The sequence below is a fragment of the Methylobacter sp. S3L5C genome, from assembly GCF_022788635.1.
Taxonomy (GTDB): domain Bacteria; phylum Pseudomonadota; class Gammaproteobacteria; order Methylococcales; family Methylomonadaceae; genus Methylobacter_C.
This window is the reverse complement of record NZ_CP076024.1, coordinates 4126387-4143170: the sequence shown is the minus strand read 5'-3', so window position 1 is coordinate 4143170 and position 16784 is coordinate 4126387. Positions and strand designations below refer to the sequence as shown.

General features: G+C 45.2%; 14 protein-coding genes. 2 read left to right on the top strand and 12 right to left on the bottom strand.

Annotation, left to right across the window (positions count from 1 at the left end):
• Positions 1-33 precede the first annotated feature (33 nt).
• Positions 34-4326: a PAS domain-containing hybrid sensor histidine kinase/response regulator gene (locus tag KKZ03_RS18775; RefSeq protein WP_243218281.1), complete on the top strand. Its 4293-nt coding sequence runs from the start codon at positions 34-36 to the stop codon at positions 4324-4326.
• A gap of 182 nt (positions 4327-4508) precedes the next feature.
• A complete protein-coding gene (locus KKZ03_RS18770) occupies positions 4509-5393 on the top strand; it encodes an HDOD domain-containing protein (RefSeq protein WP_243218280.1) in 885 nt (294 codons plus the stop codon).
• A 19-nt stretch (positions 5394-5412) separates the two neighbouring features.
• Here KKZ03_RS18770 and KKZ03_RS18765 read toward each other — a convergent pair whose 3' ends face one another.
• The 12 genes from KKZ03_RS18765 to KKZ03_RS18710 all read right to left on the bottom strand — a co-directional run bounded on the left by KKZ03_RS18765 (position 5413) and on the right by KKZ03_RS18710 (position 16650).
• Complete coding sequence (locus KKZ03_RS18765; protein ID WP_243218279.1) at positions 5413-5823, bottom strand: PleD family two-component system response regulator; 411 nt, start codon at positions 5821-5823, stop codon at positions 5413-5415.
• A 275-nt stretch (positions 5824-6098) separates the two neighbouring features.
• Entirely contained in the window at positions 6099-8396 is a 2298-nt protein-coding gene (hypF, locus tag KKZ03_RS18760; protein WP_243218278.1) for a carbamoyltransferase HypF, read from the bottom strand.
• Between the two features lie 171 nt (positions 8397-8567).
• Positions 8568-9689 (bottom strand): hydrogenase formation protein HypD, encoded by a 1122-nt coding sequence (gene hypD / locus KKZ03_RS18755; RefSeq protein ID WP_243218277.1) that lies wholly within the window; start codon positions 9687-9689, stop codon positions 8568-8570.
• Positions 9690-9887: 198 nt separating this feature from the next.
• Positions 9888-10757 (bottom strand): hydrogenase nickel incorporation protein HypB, encoded by an 870-nt coding sequence (gene hypB / locus KKZ03_RS18750; protein ID WP_243218276.1) that lies wholly within the window; start codon positions 10755-10757, stop codon positions 9888-9890.
• Positions 10758-10784: 27 nt separating this feature from the next.
• Entirely contained in the window at positions 10785-11093 is a 309-nt protein-coding gene (locus KKZ03_RS18745) for a hydrogenase maturation nickel metallochaperone HypA (protein WP_243218275.1), read from the bottom strand.
• A gap of 34 nt (positions 11094-11127) precedes the next feature.
• Positions 11128-11364: a HypC/HybG/HupF family hydrogenase formation chaperone gene (locus KKZ03_RS18740; RefSeq protein ID WP_243218274.1), complete on the bottom strand. Its 237-nt coding sequence runs from the start codon at positions 11362-11364 to the stop codon at positions 11128-11130.
• 36 nt (positions 11365-11400) lie between these two features.
• Complete coding sequence (locus KKZ03_RS18735; protein WP_243218273.1) at positions 11401-11985, bottom strand: HupE/UreJ family protein; 585 nt, start codon at positions 11983-11985, stop codon at positions 11401-11403.
• A 5-nt stretch (positions 11986-11990) separates the two neighbouring features.
• Positions 11991-13904: a nickel-dependent hydrogenase large subunit gene (locus KKZ03_RS18730; RefSeq protein WP_243218272.1), complete on the bottom strand. Its 1914-nt coding sequence runs from the start codon at positions 13902-13904 to the stop codon at positions 11991-11993.
• Positions 13905-13952: 48 nt separating this feature from the next.
• Entirely contained in the window at positions 13953-15065 is a 1113-nt protein-coding gene (locus tag KKZ03_RS18725; protein ID WP_243218271.1) for a hydrogenase small subunit, read from the bottom strand.
• A gap of 128 nt (positions 15066-15193) precedes the next feature.
• Complete coding sequence (locus KKZ03_RS18720; RefSeq protein WP_243218270.1) at positions 15194-15631, bottom strand: hydrogenase expression/formation protein; 438 nt, start codon at positions 15629-15631, stop codon at positions 15194-15196.
• Complete coding sequence (locus KKZ03_RS18715; RefSeq protein ID WP_243218269.1) at positions 15619-16095, bottom strand: HyaD/HybD family hydrogenase maturation endopeptidase; 477 nt, start codon at positions 16093-16095, stop codon at positions 15619-15621. Before KKZ03_RS18715 ends, KKZ03_RS18720 begins: the two co-directional genes overlap by 13 nt.
• Before the next feature lie 318 nt (positions 16096-16413).
• Complete coding sequence (locus KKZ03_RS18710; protein ID WP_243218268.1) at positions 16414-16650, bottom strand: HypC/HybG/HupF family hydrogenase formation chaperone; 237 nt, start codon at positions 16648-16650, stop codon at positions 16414-16416.
• Positions 16651-16784 lie beyond the last annotated feature (134 nt).

Genomic DNA, 16784 nt, shown 5'->3' with positions numbered 1-16784 from the left:
TTTAAAAAATTAACTGATATATACCAACATAATATGAAAAAAAATAATAAAAGTCTGGGAGTTGAGTGGACCGCTCAGACTCCAGAAAACGGGGCATTGCAAAATGCCATTTTTAACAGCGCCAACTTTTCCAGTATTGCCACCGATGCGAATGGCGTTATTCAGATTTTTAATGTCGGTGCGGAAAACATGTTGGGTTATAAGGCCGAGGAGGTGATGAACAAAATCACGCCGGCTGAACTCTCTGATCCGCAAGAACTAGTCGTACGTGCCAAAGCGCTTAGTGAGGAGCTTGAGACACCCATTGCACCGGGCTTCGAAGCCTTGGTATTTAAAGCTTCGCGCGGTATTGAAGATATTTATGAGCTGACTTGTATCCGTAAGGATGGCAGCCATTTTCCGGCGATTGTGTCAGTGACTGCACTACGCGATGCTCAAGAGTCGATTATTGGCTATCTACTGATTGGTACCGACAATACCGCGCGCAAGCAGGCGGAAGAGGCGCTAAGTAAGGCTGGGGCATTACAAAATGCCATTTTTAACAGCGCCAATTTTTCCAGTATTGCCACCGATGCGAATGGCGTTATTCAGATTTTTAATGTCGGTGCGGAAAACATGTTGGGTTATAAGGCCGATGAGGTGATGAATAAAATCACGCCGGCTGATATCTCTGATCCCCAGGAAGTGATCGTACGCGCCAAAGCGCTCACCGAGGAACTTGGGACACCGATTGCGCCCGGTTTTGAAGCCTTGGTGTTTAAGGCTTCGCGTGGTATTGAAGATATTTATGATCTGACTTATATCCGTAAGGACGGCAGCCATTTTCCAGCGATTGTGTCAGTGACTGCGCTACGCGATGCTCAAGAGTTGATTATCGGTTATCTACTGATTGGTACCGACAATACCGCACGCAAGCAGGCAGAAGAGGCGCTAAGTAAGGCTGCGGCATTACAAAATGCCATTTTTAACAGTGCCAACTTTTCTAGTATTGCCACCGATGCGAATGGCGTTATTCAGATTTTTAATGTCGGTGCGGAAAACATGTTGGGTTATAAGGCCGAGGAGGTGATGAATAAAATCACGCCGGCTGATATCTCTGATCCCCAGGAAGTGATCGCACGCGCCAAAGCGCTCACCGAGGAACTTGATACACCGATTGCACCCGGTTTTGAAGCCTTGGTGTTTAAGGCTTCGCGCGGCATTGAAGATATTTATGAACTGACTTATATCCGTAAGGATGGCAGCCGTTTTCCGGCTATTGTATCAGTGACTGCACTACGCGATGATCAAGAGTTGATTATTGGTTATCTACTGATTGGTACTGACAATACCGCACGCAAGCAGGCAGAAGAGGCGCTAAGTAAGGCTGGGGCATTACAAAATGCCATTTTTAACAGCGCCAATTTTTCCAGTATTGCCACCGATGCGAATGGCGTTATTCAGATTTTTAATGTCGGTGCGGAAAACATGTTGGGTTATAAGGCCGATGAGGTGATGAACAAAATCACGCCGGCTGAACTCTCTGATCCGCAAGAACTAGTCGTACGTGCCAAAGCGCTTAGTGAGGAGCTTGAGACACCGATTGCACCGGGCTTTGAAGCCTTGGTTTTTAAGGCTTCGCGCGGTATTGAAGATATTTATGAGCTGACTTGTATCCGTAAGGATGGCAGCCATTTTCCGGCGATTGTGTCAGTGACTGCACTTCGCGATGATCAAGAGTTGATCATCGGTTATCTGCTGATTGGTACTGACAATACCGCGCGCAAGCAGGCAGAAGAGGCGCTAAGCAAGGCTGGGGCATTGCAGAAAGCCATTTTTAACAGCGCCAACTTTTCCAGTATTGCCACCGATGCGAATGGCGTTATTCAGATTTTTAATGTCGGTGCGGAAAACATGTTGGGTTATAAGGCCGAGGAGGTGATGAATAAAATCACGCCGGCTGATATCTCTGATCCCCAGGAAGTGATCGCACGCGCCAAAGCGCTCACCGAGGAACTTGATACACCGATTGCACCGGGCTTTGACGCGTTGGTTTTTAAGGCTTCGCGCGGCATTGAAGATATTTATGAGCTGACTTATATCCGTAAGGATGGCAGCCGTTTTCCGGCTATTGTATCAGTGACTGCGCTACGCGATGATCAAGAGTTGATTATTGGTTATCTACTGATTGGTACCGACAATACTGCGCGCAAGCAGGCAGAAGAGGCGCTAAGTAAGGCTGGGGCATTACAAAATGCCATTTTTAACAGCGCCAATTTTTCCAGTATTGCCACCGATGCGAATGGCGTTATTCAGATTTTTAATGTCGGTGCGGAAAACATGTTGGGTTATAAGGCCGATGAGGTGATGAATAAAATCACGCCGGCTGATATCTCTGATCCCCAGGAAGTGATCGCACGCGCCAAAGCGCTCACCGAGGAACTTGAGACGCCGATTGCACCGGGCTTTGACGCGTTGGTTTTTAAGGCTTCGCGCGGCATTGAAGATATTTATGAGCTGACTTATATCCGTAAGGATGGCAGCCGTTTTCCGGCTATTGTATCAGTGACTGCGCTACGCGATGCTCAAGAGTCGATTATTGGTTATCTGCTAATCGGCACAGATAATACTGCACGTAAGCAGGCGGATGAGGTTATCAAAAAACTGACTTTAGCCACTGTAATGCAGGCTGAAGGGCTTGCCAAATCAAAGGCGCAATTTCTGGCTAATATGTCACATGAAATTCGCACGCCAATGAATGGCATCATTGGTTTCTCGGAACTGGCATTACTCAGAGAGATGCCTTTTGACATACGGGATTATCTAACCAAGATTAACACCTCTTCAATAGGGCTGCTGGGCATACTGAATGATATTTTGGATTTATCCAAACTGGATGCAGGAGGTGTCAGCCTTAGTCTTGGCTTGTTTGCTGTTGATGAGCTAAGGAACATGCTCAATACGTTATTTATTGATAGTGCCGAAAAAAAGGGTCTGAAATTTTCTATAGATATCGCGCCAGATATGCCGTGTAACATGATTGGTGATGAGCTCCGCCTGCAACAAGTACTGGTTAACCTGTTGGGTAATGCGGTCAAGTTTACCGCGAGCGGTTCTGTCAGTCTTAATATAAGTTTGCTGGACAGTGATTCATTACAAGCCCGGATATTGTGTTGTGTTAAAGATACCGGTATTGGCATGTCCAGCAAGGAACAGGGAAAATTATTCCAGCCTTTCAGTCAGGCTGATGACTCTATTACGCGTCGGTTTGGAGGAACTGGCCTTGGACTGGCACTTAGTCATAATCTGGTAAAGCTGATGGGCGGCAATCTTATAGTAGAAAGTATGCCCGAAGTGGGTAGCAGCTTTAGCTTTGAGTTGGTTTTTGGCTTGTCTTCTGAGTCTTTCCGGGAAAAAATCAAGCAACCATCGGGAACGCTCAGTTCAGCGTTGCAGGAGTTTGGCAGACAGCTTGTCGGCATCCGTATTTTGGTGGCAGAAGATAATCTTTTTAATCAGCAAATTATTCGGGAATTTCTTGTCTTATCCGGCATTAGCGTTGAGATTGCCAATAACGGCAAAGAAGCGCTGACCTTTCTTGAGCAAAGCGAGTTTGATGCGGTGTTGATGGATATCCACATGCCTATCATGGATGGCTTTGCTGCAACCAGGGAGATACGTAACCAGCCGTGCTTTGCAAATCTGCCGGTAATTGCACTCACGGCCGGTGTAACCGAAGAGGAAAGAGGCCAATGCTTGGAAGCAGGTATGAATGATTTTATCAGTAAGCCTATCAATCCATCGCTACTCTTATCAACGTTGGTGCAATGGGTAAATCCTTCTGCCGTGACGATAACGGCTATTGATACCGCCAAATCACCGATAAAAGAATATGCAGATGATTTATTGATGTCGGATTGCATTGATAATGTCTTAAATATACAATCTTTGTCGGTTAATACTGCTGATATAAATAATTTGTTGAAGCCGGTTCTGGACCGGGAGATGTGTGTCTTAAAAGAGTTGGTTGGCGATGATCCAGAGACTATTTCCGAGTTTCTGAACTATTTTACTATTATTGCCATTGAGATAAGTGCAGAAATAATCGCGGCTATTAATAACGGAGATATTATTGCGGCAGGTAACGCAGCTCATAAGTTAAAAGCGTCAGCGCTCAGCGTCGGAGCAATCAGCTTTGGTGAGCTCTGCGCACAACTTGAGAGTGCCGGAAAATCCGGTAATGAGATTATGCTTAAGGGCTTGTTAGCTGATTTTGAGGGGGAGTGGAGTGTATTACAAAAATATTTGCTTGCCTGGCCCGATGAGCCAACACAGGAATTAATATGAAATTATTTTTTTAAAAACCTTATTCACCACGAAGACATGAAGTACACGAAGAAAAATAATTGCTTTTATTCAACGCATTAAAAACTTTGTGTACTTCTTGTGCCTTCGTAGTGAGTTTTTTATTTTGTACAAAAAACGAATACTTTCACAGCTTCTCAGGGTGGTCTTATTTCCTATATCTAATGCTTGTTATTACTAACCCCAACGACATTATGAATAAAGAGCTAGTTGATACTTTAAGTGATACTGAGGCCCAAGAGCTACTCAAAGGCATTATTATTCCACCTCAGCCTGTTATTTTAGTTGCTGTTATGCAGGAGCAAAGCAAAAGTGACGGGGGATGTCCGCGTGAGATAGCGCGATTGATTAAAACTGACGTAGGACTTTCAGCAGCGGTATTAAAAACTATCAATTCAGCATATTACGGCTTGCGTAATGAAGTGGACAGTATTGAGCGCGCTATAATTCTGTTAGGTATTAAAAATATTGCTACTTTAGTTACGGCTTTTTCCTTGCGTAATATTGCACCTGCCCTTGGTATGGAACATTATTGGAATAACAATACCCGTACGGCAATGGTATCAAATTATTTGACCAAACGTATTGATGGTATTGATAAGGATGAGGTACATTTATATAGTCTATTCCATGACTCTGGTGAGATTCTGATGATGCAGCGCTTTTCCGATTATCACGAAACATTGCAACTTGCCGCTGCACCCGATGAAAATTTAATCTCGATTGAAACGTCCCGCTACTTAACTGATCACATGCTGACAGGTGCTCTGTTGGCAAGGGCATGGGGGCTTCCAAAAAGCATACGTAATGCCATAGGAAGGCACCATGATTTGGATATATTTTCGTCAAAACAATTATCGACGGCAGAACTGAATATGATTACTATTACTCAACTGGCAGAATATATCATTGCGAACGGTGATACTTATTTCAAAAGTTATGAGTGGACAAATTATAAAGCAGAATTACTTGCTTATCTTTATTTGTCCAAAGATCAATTGGATGATTTGTTATGGGATGTGAATGAAATTCTTTTAAAAAGTGAATAGAATAAACTACATCGCGTTATTAGTCGTCATTTTCAGTGGCTAATGTGGCGGTGGTTAATGCTGTTCCGACTTTTTCTATAAGTAAAGACCGCGTGAAAGGTTTAATAATGTAATTAGTAGCCCCTTTTTTTATGCATTCTATAATGGTATCTCTATTTTTGTCGCCCGTTACCATGATGATGGGCACGCCGGAAAGATGTTTGTAGCTTTTTATCCGTTGTAATATCTCTATTCCGGAAAAGTCGGGCATATTAATATCCAATAGAATGAGATCCGGCCGATTCATGAGCAAGAAAGTCAGAGCAGTTTCACCACGTAGTAATGAAATTATTTTATAGGGTTCATCCTTAAGGCAATTATTGATGATTTTGTGCTGTAGTACATCATCATCAATAACCACTATGGTGGTTTGCTTATTATCAATCAACATGCTGTTCTCATGCCAAAAGTTATCTCCTGATATGTTACAACAGGAATGGTTATGTTTTGCAGGTGATTACCGGATTTTTTTAACATAGATGATGGTGCTTGTTTGATGATTTCTAGTTTTAACTATTGGGATTTTAAACAAAGATTTACCATATTGGCAATATTATAATGGAAAAATAATTCTTTTTTATTTTTATTTTTAGTTATATTTAATTCACTCTCGTACACTAAATATTTACCAGAACTTATGTTAAAGTCAAATGAATAACAATTGACTTATCTTGTTGTAGACAGACAACTTCCGGCGTCGATGATTTGCCCAAAACTGATGCCGGCATCATTGCCGGGGATCTGCTTTGGCATACAGACAGTAAAGCCTTCTGCCTGCAATAAAGAGGTGACATAGTCGGTTAATAAACGATTTTGAAAAACGCCACCGGTTAAACCCACGCTAATAAACTGATGTTCGGTTTGTATTTGCTTGGCCTGTTTAACTAATGCCATTGCCAGACTGGCATGAAAACAACTACTGCGTTTTGAGAGGGTTAAGTGTTGATTTTGTAGCATCGAGAGCAGCGGTGCCCAATCGCTTAACCATAAGCCGTCTCTATTGCAAGTCAGCGGCAAATCAATACCTGCAGATGCTATGCCGGAGCCTGCAGCTTCCAGCCACATCGGCGCATGGCCGTCAAAATCGGCCTGTTGTACCATGCCGGTTAGTGCGGCGGCGGCATCAAACAAGCGGCCAACTGAACTCGATAACGGGCTGTTAATTTGTTTTTGCCAGGCTTGTTTAAGTAAACCGGTTTCGACCGGGCATTCACGCCAATCATCGCCTTGCTGCCAACATAAAGCCAACGCGCTGCGCCAAGGTTCTCGTCCGGCTTTTTCACCTCCTGGTAAGTGATAAGGCCTAAATGAACTTACCCGTCGCCAGTCTCCCGGTTTACCCAATAAACCTTCACCGCCCCAGATTGTGCCATCTTCGCCGAAGCCTGTGCCATCCCAAGTAAATACCAGCAGGGTTTCTGCAATTTTATGTTCAGCGGCTAAAGCGGAAGCATGGGCATGATGATGAAATACTTTATGCACGGTAAGGCCTGAGCGTTCAGCCCAGCGACTGGCGCTGTAATCCGGGTGCGCATCGCAAACACATTGCTTGACGGTAAGGCCATAAAGTCGGGTAAGGTCGGCGATGGTTTGTTCAAATACCTGTTGGCTTCTTGGTGAGCCAAGATCGCCTAAATGGGGAGAAATAACGACACGCTGGTCCCAAGCCAGAGCAATGGTGTTTTTCATTTGACCACCCACCGCCAACAAGGGGTAGTCTAAAGAAAATGGTAAAGTAAACTCTAGCGGTGCCATTCCACGACCTACTCTTATGGCGCGTGCAGAATCCCCGATAACTTTGTAGACGCTGTCATCCGCAGGTCTTAATATCGGTCGATTATGATGTAAAAAAGCATCGGCGATTAGCCCTAAGCGACTTTCAACCTGCTCAGCTTTAGTTAGTACCGGTTCGCCGCTGATGTTGGCAGAGGTGGCAATTAATGGCGCGCCATAGTCTTGCAGTAATAAATGATGCAGGGGACTATATGGTAGCATGATGCCTAATTCATGCATTTCAGGCGCTACTGATTTTGCTAAGTCGGTATTCAGGCGTTTTTTTATCAGCACGATAGGGCGGCTTGGATCAGTCAGTTGTGCCAGTTCAGTTGCCGATGTCTTAGTGTAGCATCGAACCTGATCAAGACCATCAGCACCAGACCAGGGCAACATGATTGCCAAGGGTTTAAAGCGGCGCTGTTTACGAAGGCGCAGTTTTAAGACGACCGCTTCCGAGGTAGCTGAACATAGTAAATGATAACCACCGATACCTTTAACGGCTACAATTAAGCCCGCTTGTAGCGCTGCTATTGTGGCCTTAATGGCCCCTTCGTTGTCATTGATATCGGCACTGCCTTGACGATGAAAGGCAAGGGTAGGGCCACAATTTGGGCAGGCCAGTGGTTGGGCATGAAAGCGTCGATCTAGCGGGTTTTCATAGTCTTTACGGCATTCTGAACACAGCAAAAAATCAGCCATGCTGGTGTTGGGGCGATCATAAGGCAATTGTTTAATTAAGGTGTAGCGTGGCCCGCATTGGGTGCAATTAATAAAGGGATAACGATAACGGCGCCGGGTTTTATCGCGCATCTCTGCCAAACAATCATCACAAGTAAAATAATCCGGTGGAACATGCGCCTGACTGACATCGCCGGCTACACTGGGCAGTATGGTAAAAACGTTAAGATCAACAGCGGTGACTATTTGCGTAACAGGGTGATCAGGCTGGGCTAAAGGCGGGGCTTTACTTAGTAATTGTTGCTCAAATAATGCCAGATTTTTAAGGGAGCCTTGCACCCATATTTCAACTTGCCCGGCACGGTTACGTACCCAGCCCGATAAATTGTGTTGATTAGCCAGTCGACTGACAAAAGGCCTGAAACCAACGCCTTGTACTCGGCCGGTTATAGTTATTTGTCTGGCTTGAAGCTGGTCAGTAATCAATAGATAAATTTCCTGTTCAAACATTTTAGTTGGGGTGGATAAGTTTTGGGATGAACGCAGGCAAAGCTTTAAAGATTTTTATCATGAAGACACGAGAAAATATTTTCACCACGAAGACACGAAGTTATATTTTTTGTTTTTCTTCGTGTCTTCGTGGTGAATAAATAATATATTCCATTTTTTAATGGTTAAGCATCAATCGGGTACTTTCATGCTTTTCGTGGGCAAACCATTTTTAATGCCTGATGCCCACCAGATACGACAAGCGCCTTCATCGGATACCATGCAGGGGCCTACAGGATTTCGGGGCACGCAGGATTCACCGTATAAACGACATTCATTCGGCTTGATTTTGCCTAAAACAACTTTTGCACAATCACAACCCGGCGGCATGGTACCGGCTTTTTTTCGGGCTTCGTCAGCATAGACAGGAAAACGGTATCGGGCATTATGTGCGGCAAACTTTGCCGTTAACTCAAGACCGGATTGTGGAATAATGCCAATGCCTCGCCAAGGTGCATCAACAATATCAAGGGTTGAGTGTAATAATTTTCGGGCTGTGTTATTGCCTTTTGCGGTAACTACCTGAGTGTAACAATTATCAAGAAATATCTTATGTTCGATAAGTTGGCGTAATACCGAATAAATGGCGGCCAACAGACTTTCGGTAGTAAATCCGGCGATGGCGGTTGGAATATGATGTTGATCAACAACAAAGCGCCATTCTTCTGAGCCCATAATAGTGGCGACATGGCCTGGCGCAATAAGGGCGTCAAAAGCAGGCGTGTCAGAATCCAGTAACATGGCTACGGCAGGCCACGTTAAACGACCGCTCATTAATAGTAATAAATTATCAGGAATGCCTTCAGCAAGCATTGCCGCGACCGGAGCGCAGGTGGTTTCAAAACCGGCGACAAAAAAAACGACCGTTTTTTCAGGGTTGGCGCTGGCGATCTTAACCGCTTCGGTTGGCGAGGCAATGGGCCGGATATCTGCACCTGCAGCTTTGGCCTGCTCCAAGGTACGAATAGCCGCTTTGGGTACATTAACAGGAACACGTAACATATCGCCAAAGGCCAATAACACAACCTCTTCATTAATCGCGATTTGTATGGCTTGATAAATATCTTCTTCCGGACAAATACAAACCGGACAACCCGGCCCCGGAATCAGCTCAATATTAGCGGGCAGGGCAGTACGCAAACCCGCCATGGAAATGGACCGCTCATGCCCGCCGCAAACATTCATGATCCGAACCTTATCAGGCAAGGGCAGTTCACGAATTTTTTCCAGTAATAGTTTTGCGCCGGTCGGCATAGTATTTATTCCAGATGATGTTAAGTTTAGTGTAACTATACAGTTCCCCTCTTTGAAAAAGAGGGGTTAGGGGAGATTTTATTAGATAAATTCCCTACCCTAACGTTTGAAGACTACTATGGCTTGCAAACCCCATCATGCGCTAACCCAAGCCTTTTTTTCGTGTCTTTCGTGCTTTTCGTGGACTAAATATTTTAGTTAAGCCTGTTTAACATTAATTTTATGGGCAGTTTTATTGCTGATCGGATAAAACTTGGTGTTACCGGGTTGGGCATGAAGTAATTGCCCATCCTGTTGTACTTTAGGGCGTTGTGTCTGTTGCTTAAGTAAGAGTGCCTGATAAGCGGTTATTTCTGACTGCAACCAGGTTAGCCACGCATCCAGGCCATTGCCGTCTTTTGCGCTAAAAGCGATGACGGGCGCATCGTTGGCCAGATTATGCAGATTTTGTTCAGCATTAACGGCTGAAAAATCATCCAGATACGGCAGTAAATCAGTCTTGCTGATTAACATCAAGTCGGCTGCACGAAACATAACCGGATATTTTGCCGGCTTATCATCGCCTTCGGTCACTGACAATAACACGACATTACGATGATGACCCAGATCAAAACTGGCAGGGCAAACCAGATTACCTACATTTTCAATAAATAACAGATCCAGACCATCCAGCGCCAGATGATGCAAGGCATTATGCACCAAATGCGCGTCCAGATGACAAGCCGTCCCGGTTGTAATCTGATAAGCGGGCACACCTTGTGCCTGTATCCGTTTGGTATCATTTTCGGTTTCAAGATCGCCTTCGATGACGGCGATTTTTAACGAGTCGCGCAGATGCTTGATGGTAGCTTCAAGTAATGCAGTCTTACCCGAACCGGGTGAAGACATTAAATTAATTACCAGTACTTTTTGAGCGTCAAAATGTGCGCGATTGTGCTCGGCTTGATGATTGTTTTTTGACAACAAGTTTTGTAGTACCGACACTGTCGTCACGCCATTTTTAGGTTTTTCTGCCATAACCAACGGGCGATTACCCGGTGTAATGTTACAACCACAGGTATTACACATAATCACACTCCAATTAATTAACTTGTCTTAGTCTGCATTTTCTAATTCAACACGTGCCAGAATCAACTCGTCACCACTCAACAATTTGGTATTATAACCGCCGCAACTTTGGCATAAGAGATTATTAGTGGTGGCTTCAGATTCGGCTCCACAGTTGTTGCAAAGAACAAGAATCGGCAGAGTTTCTGTTAGAAACTCTGCCGATTCGGCTAATGTGCCTGCGCAGCTGATGTTGAAGGCGCTTTCCAGCAGCAACGGTTCGATACCAGAAAGGGGACCTATTCTGACAATGATTCGAACGACTTTTTCCGCGTGATGTGTCTTTGCAATTGTCATTACCTGATCCATCAAGTCCTCGCAAAGCGAAAGCTCATGCACCGGCATCTTCCTCAATCAGCATCTGATCAAGTAATTCCCATGTCGACTGAGCTTCCTCTGCGGAAATTTTCTGGATGGCATAGCCAACATGAATCAGCAGGTAATCCCCCTCTTGCAATGTCTCATCCTGTAACAAAAACAGACTGACATCGCGCTTTACGCCCTTGGCGTCACAATGAGCATTAAAGCCATCAATATGGGTAATTTGCATGGGAATCGCAAGGCACATGGCAGTTTTTCCGTTTAAGTAAAGATAATAAAGCGACTATGCTGCAGCCAGCAATAAACCGCCAGCAACAATGAGTGAACCGCCAGCGATGCGTTGCATGATTTTGTAATGGCGAGAATTTAGTGTAAAGCCGATACCCAAGCCATGCAGTAAAATAGTCGCCAAAACAAACCCGATGCCATAAAGGACAGGCGATGCGGCTTGCGGTAATTCCAGTCCATGCGCGTAGCCATGAAACATTGCGAATAGCCCCACAAGGCTGGCACCGATAATCGTTGGCAAGCGAATTGATCCTGCGATAAGCAGTCCCAAGACTAAAACCGAGCAGGCAATTGCCGGTTCCACCAGGGGTAGGGCGAAACCAAGCGGACCTAAACCGGCAGCGGCTGCCAAAACGCTCACGAAGGTAAGCGGGACGATCCAGACTGCCCTGCCGCCTAGTTGCCCTGCCCAAATACCGACCGCGATCATGGCAAGTAAATGATCCAGGCCCATAAAGGGATGAGCAAAACCAGCCGCCAGACCAGCACCTTGCGCACCGAAGGTATGTGCCTCGGCAACCGGCAGAAACAAAGCATAGACGCATAATCCCAACAAAGAGAGAGAAGTTTTTACTTTCATGACTATTACCTTAAGGTAGTTGAAATATTGACCTTGATCAGCTCTTCACCGTTCGGGTCGGTAACATGTACAGCGCAGCCAATGCAGGGATCGAAGCTGTGTATTGTTCGCAGAATCTCCAACGGCTGCGTCGGAATGGCCAAAATATGACCTTCCAGGGATTTTTCATAGGGACCCGGAATTCCCGCACCGTCCACACCCCCTGTACCGGCTCTGGGCCCGGCATTCCATTGGCTGGCGACGATACATTGATAGTTTTGGATTTTACCGCCGAATATCGACAACCAGTGTCCCAGCGCTCCGCGAGGCGCTTCGGTAAAGCCAACTCCGACTTGCAAGGGATTCCCGTTGTTCCATGTTGATGTATCAGTCCATTTAAAACCAGTCAAACTTGGATTTTGAGCAACAACATCCGCATCTGTTACAAACGTAGCCAACTTGCCCGCACTAATGTTGCTCAACAGTTTGATATGCCAGCGTGACATGGCATCCGTAATGATGCTGGTTTCGATGGTCCGGGCTGCGATCCTGCCGAGAGTAGAGTCAATATCATTAATAGAGAGTCCGAGCTTGCTTACCCAGATGTTATCTACCAAATCTTTTGCCCGCTTGTGAGCTTTTTCTGCCTCAGTTGTCGGGCTGGATTTTGCTTTGGCGTACATCATGACGACATGGGCTAGCGGACCTACCTCCATCGGCTTATCATACCAACGTGGCGATTTGATCCACGAGTAACCGGTGTCTCTGTTAAGCTTGTAATTAGCTCCGGGAGCTGGGCCGCCTCTGCCTGCATAATCCAAATTGGTTTGGCCTTCACTGGGATGAAGACCAACGCTGTTACCTACACCGAGATATTTATACCATGAATGGGTAACATACTCCTTAATTTCATCCCGGTGCTCCATATCCAAAGATTTGATCGACAGGTTGCCCTCCAGGACGCCTTGCGGTATCAGGAAGTTATTTGGATCGCGAATACCATTCTCGGGGAACTCGCCGTAGCAGAGGTAATTCCAGCCGGTACCGCCGCGTTTCTCCCAGCCTGTATAACTCCCCTGAGATTTATAGAAACCGGCAATCAATATGGTATCAGGTACATAGAGCTGATCTACAAAGTTTTTCATCTTGGTAATAAGTGTAGTCACCTTTGCCATATTGACTTTATTTAAGGACGTGCCGCCCAAGCCTTCGCTGGCTTTGTTGTTGTAATTACGACTGACAGCGCAAGGCACACCACCCACTACCAAGTTTGGATGCGGGTCTTTACCTCCGAAGATTGTGTGTAGCTTGACTACTTCACGAGCCCATCCCAGCGCATCCAGATAGTGGGCGACAGCAAGCAGGTTTCCCGCTGGTGGAAGTTTGTAATCCGGATGCCCCCAGTAGCCATTGGCGAACAAGCCAAGTTGCCCTCTATCAATAAGATTTTTCAGCTTGGCTTTTACTCCGTTAAAAGTAGTCGTTAGTGCCGCCAAAGTCTGATTGGCGTAGTAGTCCGGATTATTTGACTTTGCCAAAGCCGCCGTTGCTGCTGCATCAGCACTCAATGCTGAAACCACATCAACCCAATCCAAGGCATGCAGGTGATAAAAATGCATCACATGATCATGGATATACTGCGCACCTATCATCAGATTGCGAATAAGTTCGGCGTTTTCGGGAACTTTGACACCAAGAGCATCTTCCACTGCCCTGACGGCTGTTAATCCGTGAACCACTGTACAGACTCCACAGATACGCTGCGAGATATGCGCTGCATCACGGGGATCACGACCCTGCATGATAACTTCAATGCCGCGCGCCATGGTACTGGAGCTATACGCCTTGGTGATGGTTTTTCCGTCAGCGCCGAGTTCTGCCTCAATGCGCAGGTGTCCCTCAATCCGGGTGACCGGATCAATTACAATATTTGTAGCCATATAAATTCTCCCAAACGCCGTACCAGAAAGACACGGCAAAAATAACAGTTAATCGTCGATGGTGTTTATATCCAGGGGTTTGTAAAAACCGACCCCCTGACCAGAAATAGCTTCTTTGTCCCAGAACCCCGGCTCAGAGCAGCCCAGACAGCCATGTCCTGCTTCCATCGGAAATCCGGTACCCTGATTCCATTTTAGCGTGGTACAGGCGTTGTGGGTAATAGGCCCTTTGCAACCCATATTGAACAAACAAAAGCCTCTACGTGCGCCGGCATCGTCAAAACTTTCGACGAACTGGCCATGCTCGAAGAACTCCTTGCGGTAGCATTCCTCATGAACAGTCTCGCCATAGAACATCTTGGGACGTAGGATGGAGTCTAGTTCCGGGGCTTTTTTGTTGAGTATCCAGTAGACTAAAGTACCCGCAATCACCTCGGCAATGGGTGGGCAACCCGACACGTTAATCACTTTTTTGGTGGCGTATGTGCCGCCAAAGCTTGTTAACGCAGCTTTAATAGAGATTGCTCCAGTCGGACTTTTTCCGTTTGGCCCCTTGGCTGCAGGTAGTCCGCCAAAGCTGGCACAAGTCCCCACTGACACAACCACAGCGGCGTTGGTGGCAGCCGCCTTTAAGAGTTGCAGTCCGGTTTTGCCTGACTGGATGAAGAATCCTGCTCCACCTTTATCATCCGGCATGGCGCCGTCCACGACTAAAATATAATTTTTCTTGGCAATTGCATCTGCCCGTGACTTTTCGGCTTGAGTTCCGGATGGGGCCATCAATGTTTCGGAATAATCCAGTGAGAGAGCCGTCAACAAGATATTCTCAATGGAGTCGGTTTTGAACTGGGTGTTGGGGAAGACGTTGACCAATGATTCCAGACAACCTGTGCATTCCTGAAAGGAAAGATAAACTACGGAAGTGAGAGGGCTTAATAAAGCTGCCTCGACCAGCTTTGGCATCAGCGAGACGGGTATCGCCATCATGGCCGACAACCCCATACAATATTTCATGAAACTTCGACGGCTGACACCTGAGCTGGCTAATCTGTCACCGAGAGTTTCAATATATGGCTTTTCATCCAGAGTTTCCAATTCCAGATGTTGGGATAGCCGCGAAGCAATACTGGTTCTTAGTTCTTTCTTTGATACGATCGACATAACACACCTACTAACTTAGGATTAATGTTTGCGTAGGTAACAGCCCGAGTTAAGTGGATATCGTTACCGACGTTTTACTTTAAGCGGCCGAAAATAGCGGTTCGGAACCGCATAAATCTGTAGGAAAACTACTTTTTTTCAGTTAATTCATTCAAAATTTTGGCCAGATTGGTTTGGCCAAACACGACGTCATCTCTTGGACTTTTTAGCAGTTCAGGCAAGAAATTGACCTCAACAAGTTCGGTTAGAATGCCATCATCCTGGTTGTAATGAACTATCCACCAAATACCGGAGTAAGCGGTTTCCTGTATCTCGGAATGGCCAAAACTTTGGATGCGGGCGCTAACTTCTCCTTGCCCCAGTTTTTCCTTCAGAAATTGATAGCCGTCTTCGCCCAATGCGGGTAATGCACGCAGATCAAGGATTCCATTTTGACCGGTGTCGAGTAATGTTTTCAGCATGGCTTGAATCTCATGCAAAAGAGTCATGGCTATGGTCAAACCACTTGATTGAGACGTGATAACAACGTTAATCGGAATATTGGCAAAAGTATTTACGTGCGCCATTTTTCGATGAGTTCCAGAACTATATTGCATACGTTGGGAATTGCTTTCTTGATAGTTGGAGTCAGTTCTGTACTCCAATCAATCACTCCAGGTTGAATGCCAATCAATGCACGCCTGACTGGTAATTGGTCAGACAGAAGAGCAATCGACATCAAGTCGACCAAGGTAACATCATGTACGCTCGAATTTTTTTGCCGGCCCAAGAAAAGATCCATTTCTTCGCCGAGAAAAATTCTAATTGAACCGGGTGTGTCGCTAAATTGAGCGGCATCAATGACAATCAGGTTGGTAGCATCCTCAATGGCACCGATCAATGAAAAACCAAGTGTTCCACCATCCATGAATTCGACTTGCGGGAAATCAGGGTTATCAGCTTTTAGGTGCTGTACAACATGAACACCCACTCCATCGTCTTGCATCAGTGGATTGCCGATTCCGAGAACTAATGTTTTATTCAGCGCCATCCAATTAACCCCTAAATATTTAGGGTTACTTTAGCATGCAAATATTTAATTATCCTAATAAAAATATTCATATATTTTTATTAATATGAGTTTGTAAATATAAATATTCGTTCTGCTAATTTTTTTAATTTATTGATTGTTATAGATAAAAAATTATTCTATTTTGGTGGCAGATCTGTTTTTATGATTACAATCAGTTGAATATAATAGTGGTTTTTAAACATCACAAATCCTGACTATAAATTTATCTGACTGTGAATTGTGTTGCGCTGCAACGGCAATGAGACCTGGCTTGGCAGGTCATCACACAAGGATAGCTCATGCACTGAGTTCATCCTCGGTGAATAATTGGTCAAGTAATTCCCATGTTGATAGCGCTTCTTCTACACTTATTTTTTGAATGGCATAGCCAACATGAATTAACAGATAATCACCGGTCTTGATGGTTTCATCCTGCAATAAAAACAAGCTGACGTCCCGTTCAATACCTTTGGCAACACAATGGGCATTAAAACCATCAATTTTAGTAATCTGCATGGGTACGGCAAGACACATTAATTTTTCTCCAAAATGAGGTTAGTCAGTAAACTACGCCAAGCCTGTTATAAAGGCCAGATATTTACACAAGTTGTAGCAAAAAGCCAAGCGGTTTAGTTTTTAATGGCTAAATGTTATTGGCCAGGCTGATT

Bases quoted from the DNA above. Each gene is read 5' to 3' on its own strand.
- KKZ03_RS18775 (WP_243218281.1), top strand. From the start codon at position 34: ATGAAAAAAAATAATAAAAGTCTGGGAGTTGAGTGGACCGCTCAGACT.
- KKZ03_RS18770 (WP_243218280.1), top strand. From the start codon at position 4,509: ATGCTTGTTATTACTAACCCCAACGACATTATGAATAAAGAGCTAGTT.
- KKZ03_RS18765 (WP_243218279.1), bottom strand. From the start codon at position 5,823: ATGTTGATTGATAATAAGCAAACCACCATAGTGGTTATTGATGATGAT.
- hypF (WP_243218278.1), bottom strand. From the start codon at position 8,396: ATGTTTGAACAGGAAATTTATCTATTGATTACTGACCAGCTTCAAGCC.
- hypD (WP_243218277.1), bottom strand. From the start codon at position 9,689: ATGCCGACCGGCGCAAAACTATTACTGGAAAAAATTCGTGAACTGCCC.
- hypB (WP_243218276.1), bottom strand. From the start codon at position 10,757: ATGTGTAATACCTGTGGTTGTAACATTACACCGGGTAATCGCCCGTTG.
- KKZ03_RS18745 (WP_243218275.1), bottom strand. From the start codon at position 11,093: ATGACAATTGCAAAGACACATCACGCGGAAAAAGTCGTTCGAATCATT.
- KKZ03_RS18740 (WP_243218274.1), bottom strand. From the start codon at position 11,364: ATGTGCCTTGCGATTCCCATGCAAATTACCCATATTGATGGCTTTAAT.
- KKZ03_RS18735 (WP_243218273.1), bottom strand. From the start codon at position 11,985: ATGAAAGTAAAAACTTCTCTCTCTTTGTTGGGATTATGCGTCTATGCT.
- KKZ03_RS18730 (WP_243218272.1), bottom strand. From the start codon at position 13,904: ATGGCTACAAATATTGTAATTGATCCGGTCACCCGGATTGAGGGACAC.
- KKZ03_RS18725 (WP_243218271.1), bottom strand. From the start codon at position 15,065: ATGTCGATCGTATCAAAGAAAGAACTAAGAACCAGTATTGCTTCGCGG.
- KKZ03_RS18720 (WP_243218270.1), bottom strand. From the start codon at position 15,631: ATGGCGCACGTAAATACTTTTGCCAATATTCCGATTAACGTTGTTATC.
- KKZ03_RS18715 (WP_243218269.1), bottom strand. From the start codon at position 16,095: ATGGCGCTGAATAAAACATTAGTTCTCGGAATCGGCAATCCACTGATG.
- KKZ03_RS18710 (WP_243218268.1), bottom strand. From the start codon at position 16,650: ATGTGTCTTGCCGTACCCATGCAGATTACTAAAATTGATGGTTTTAAT.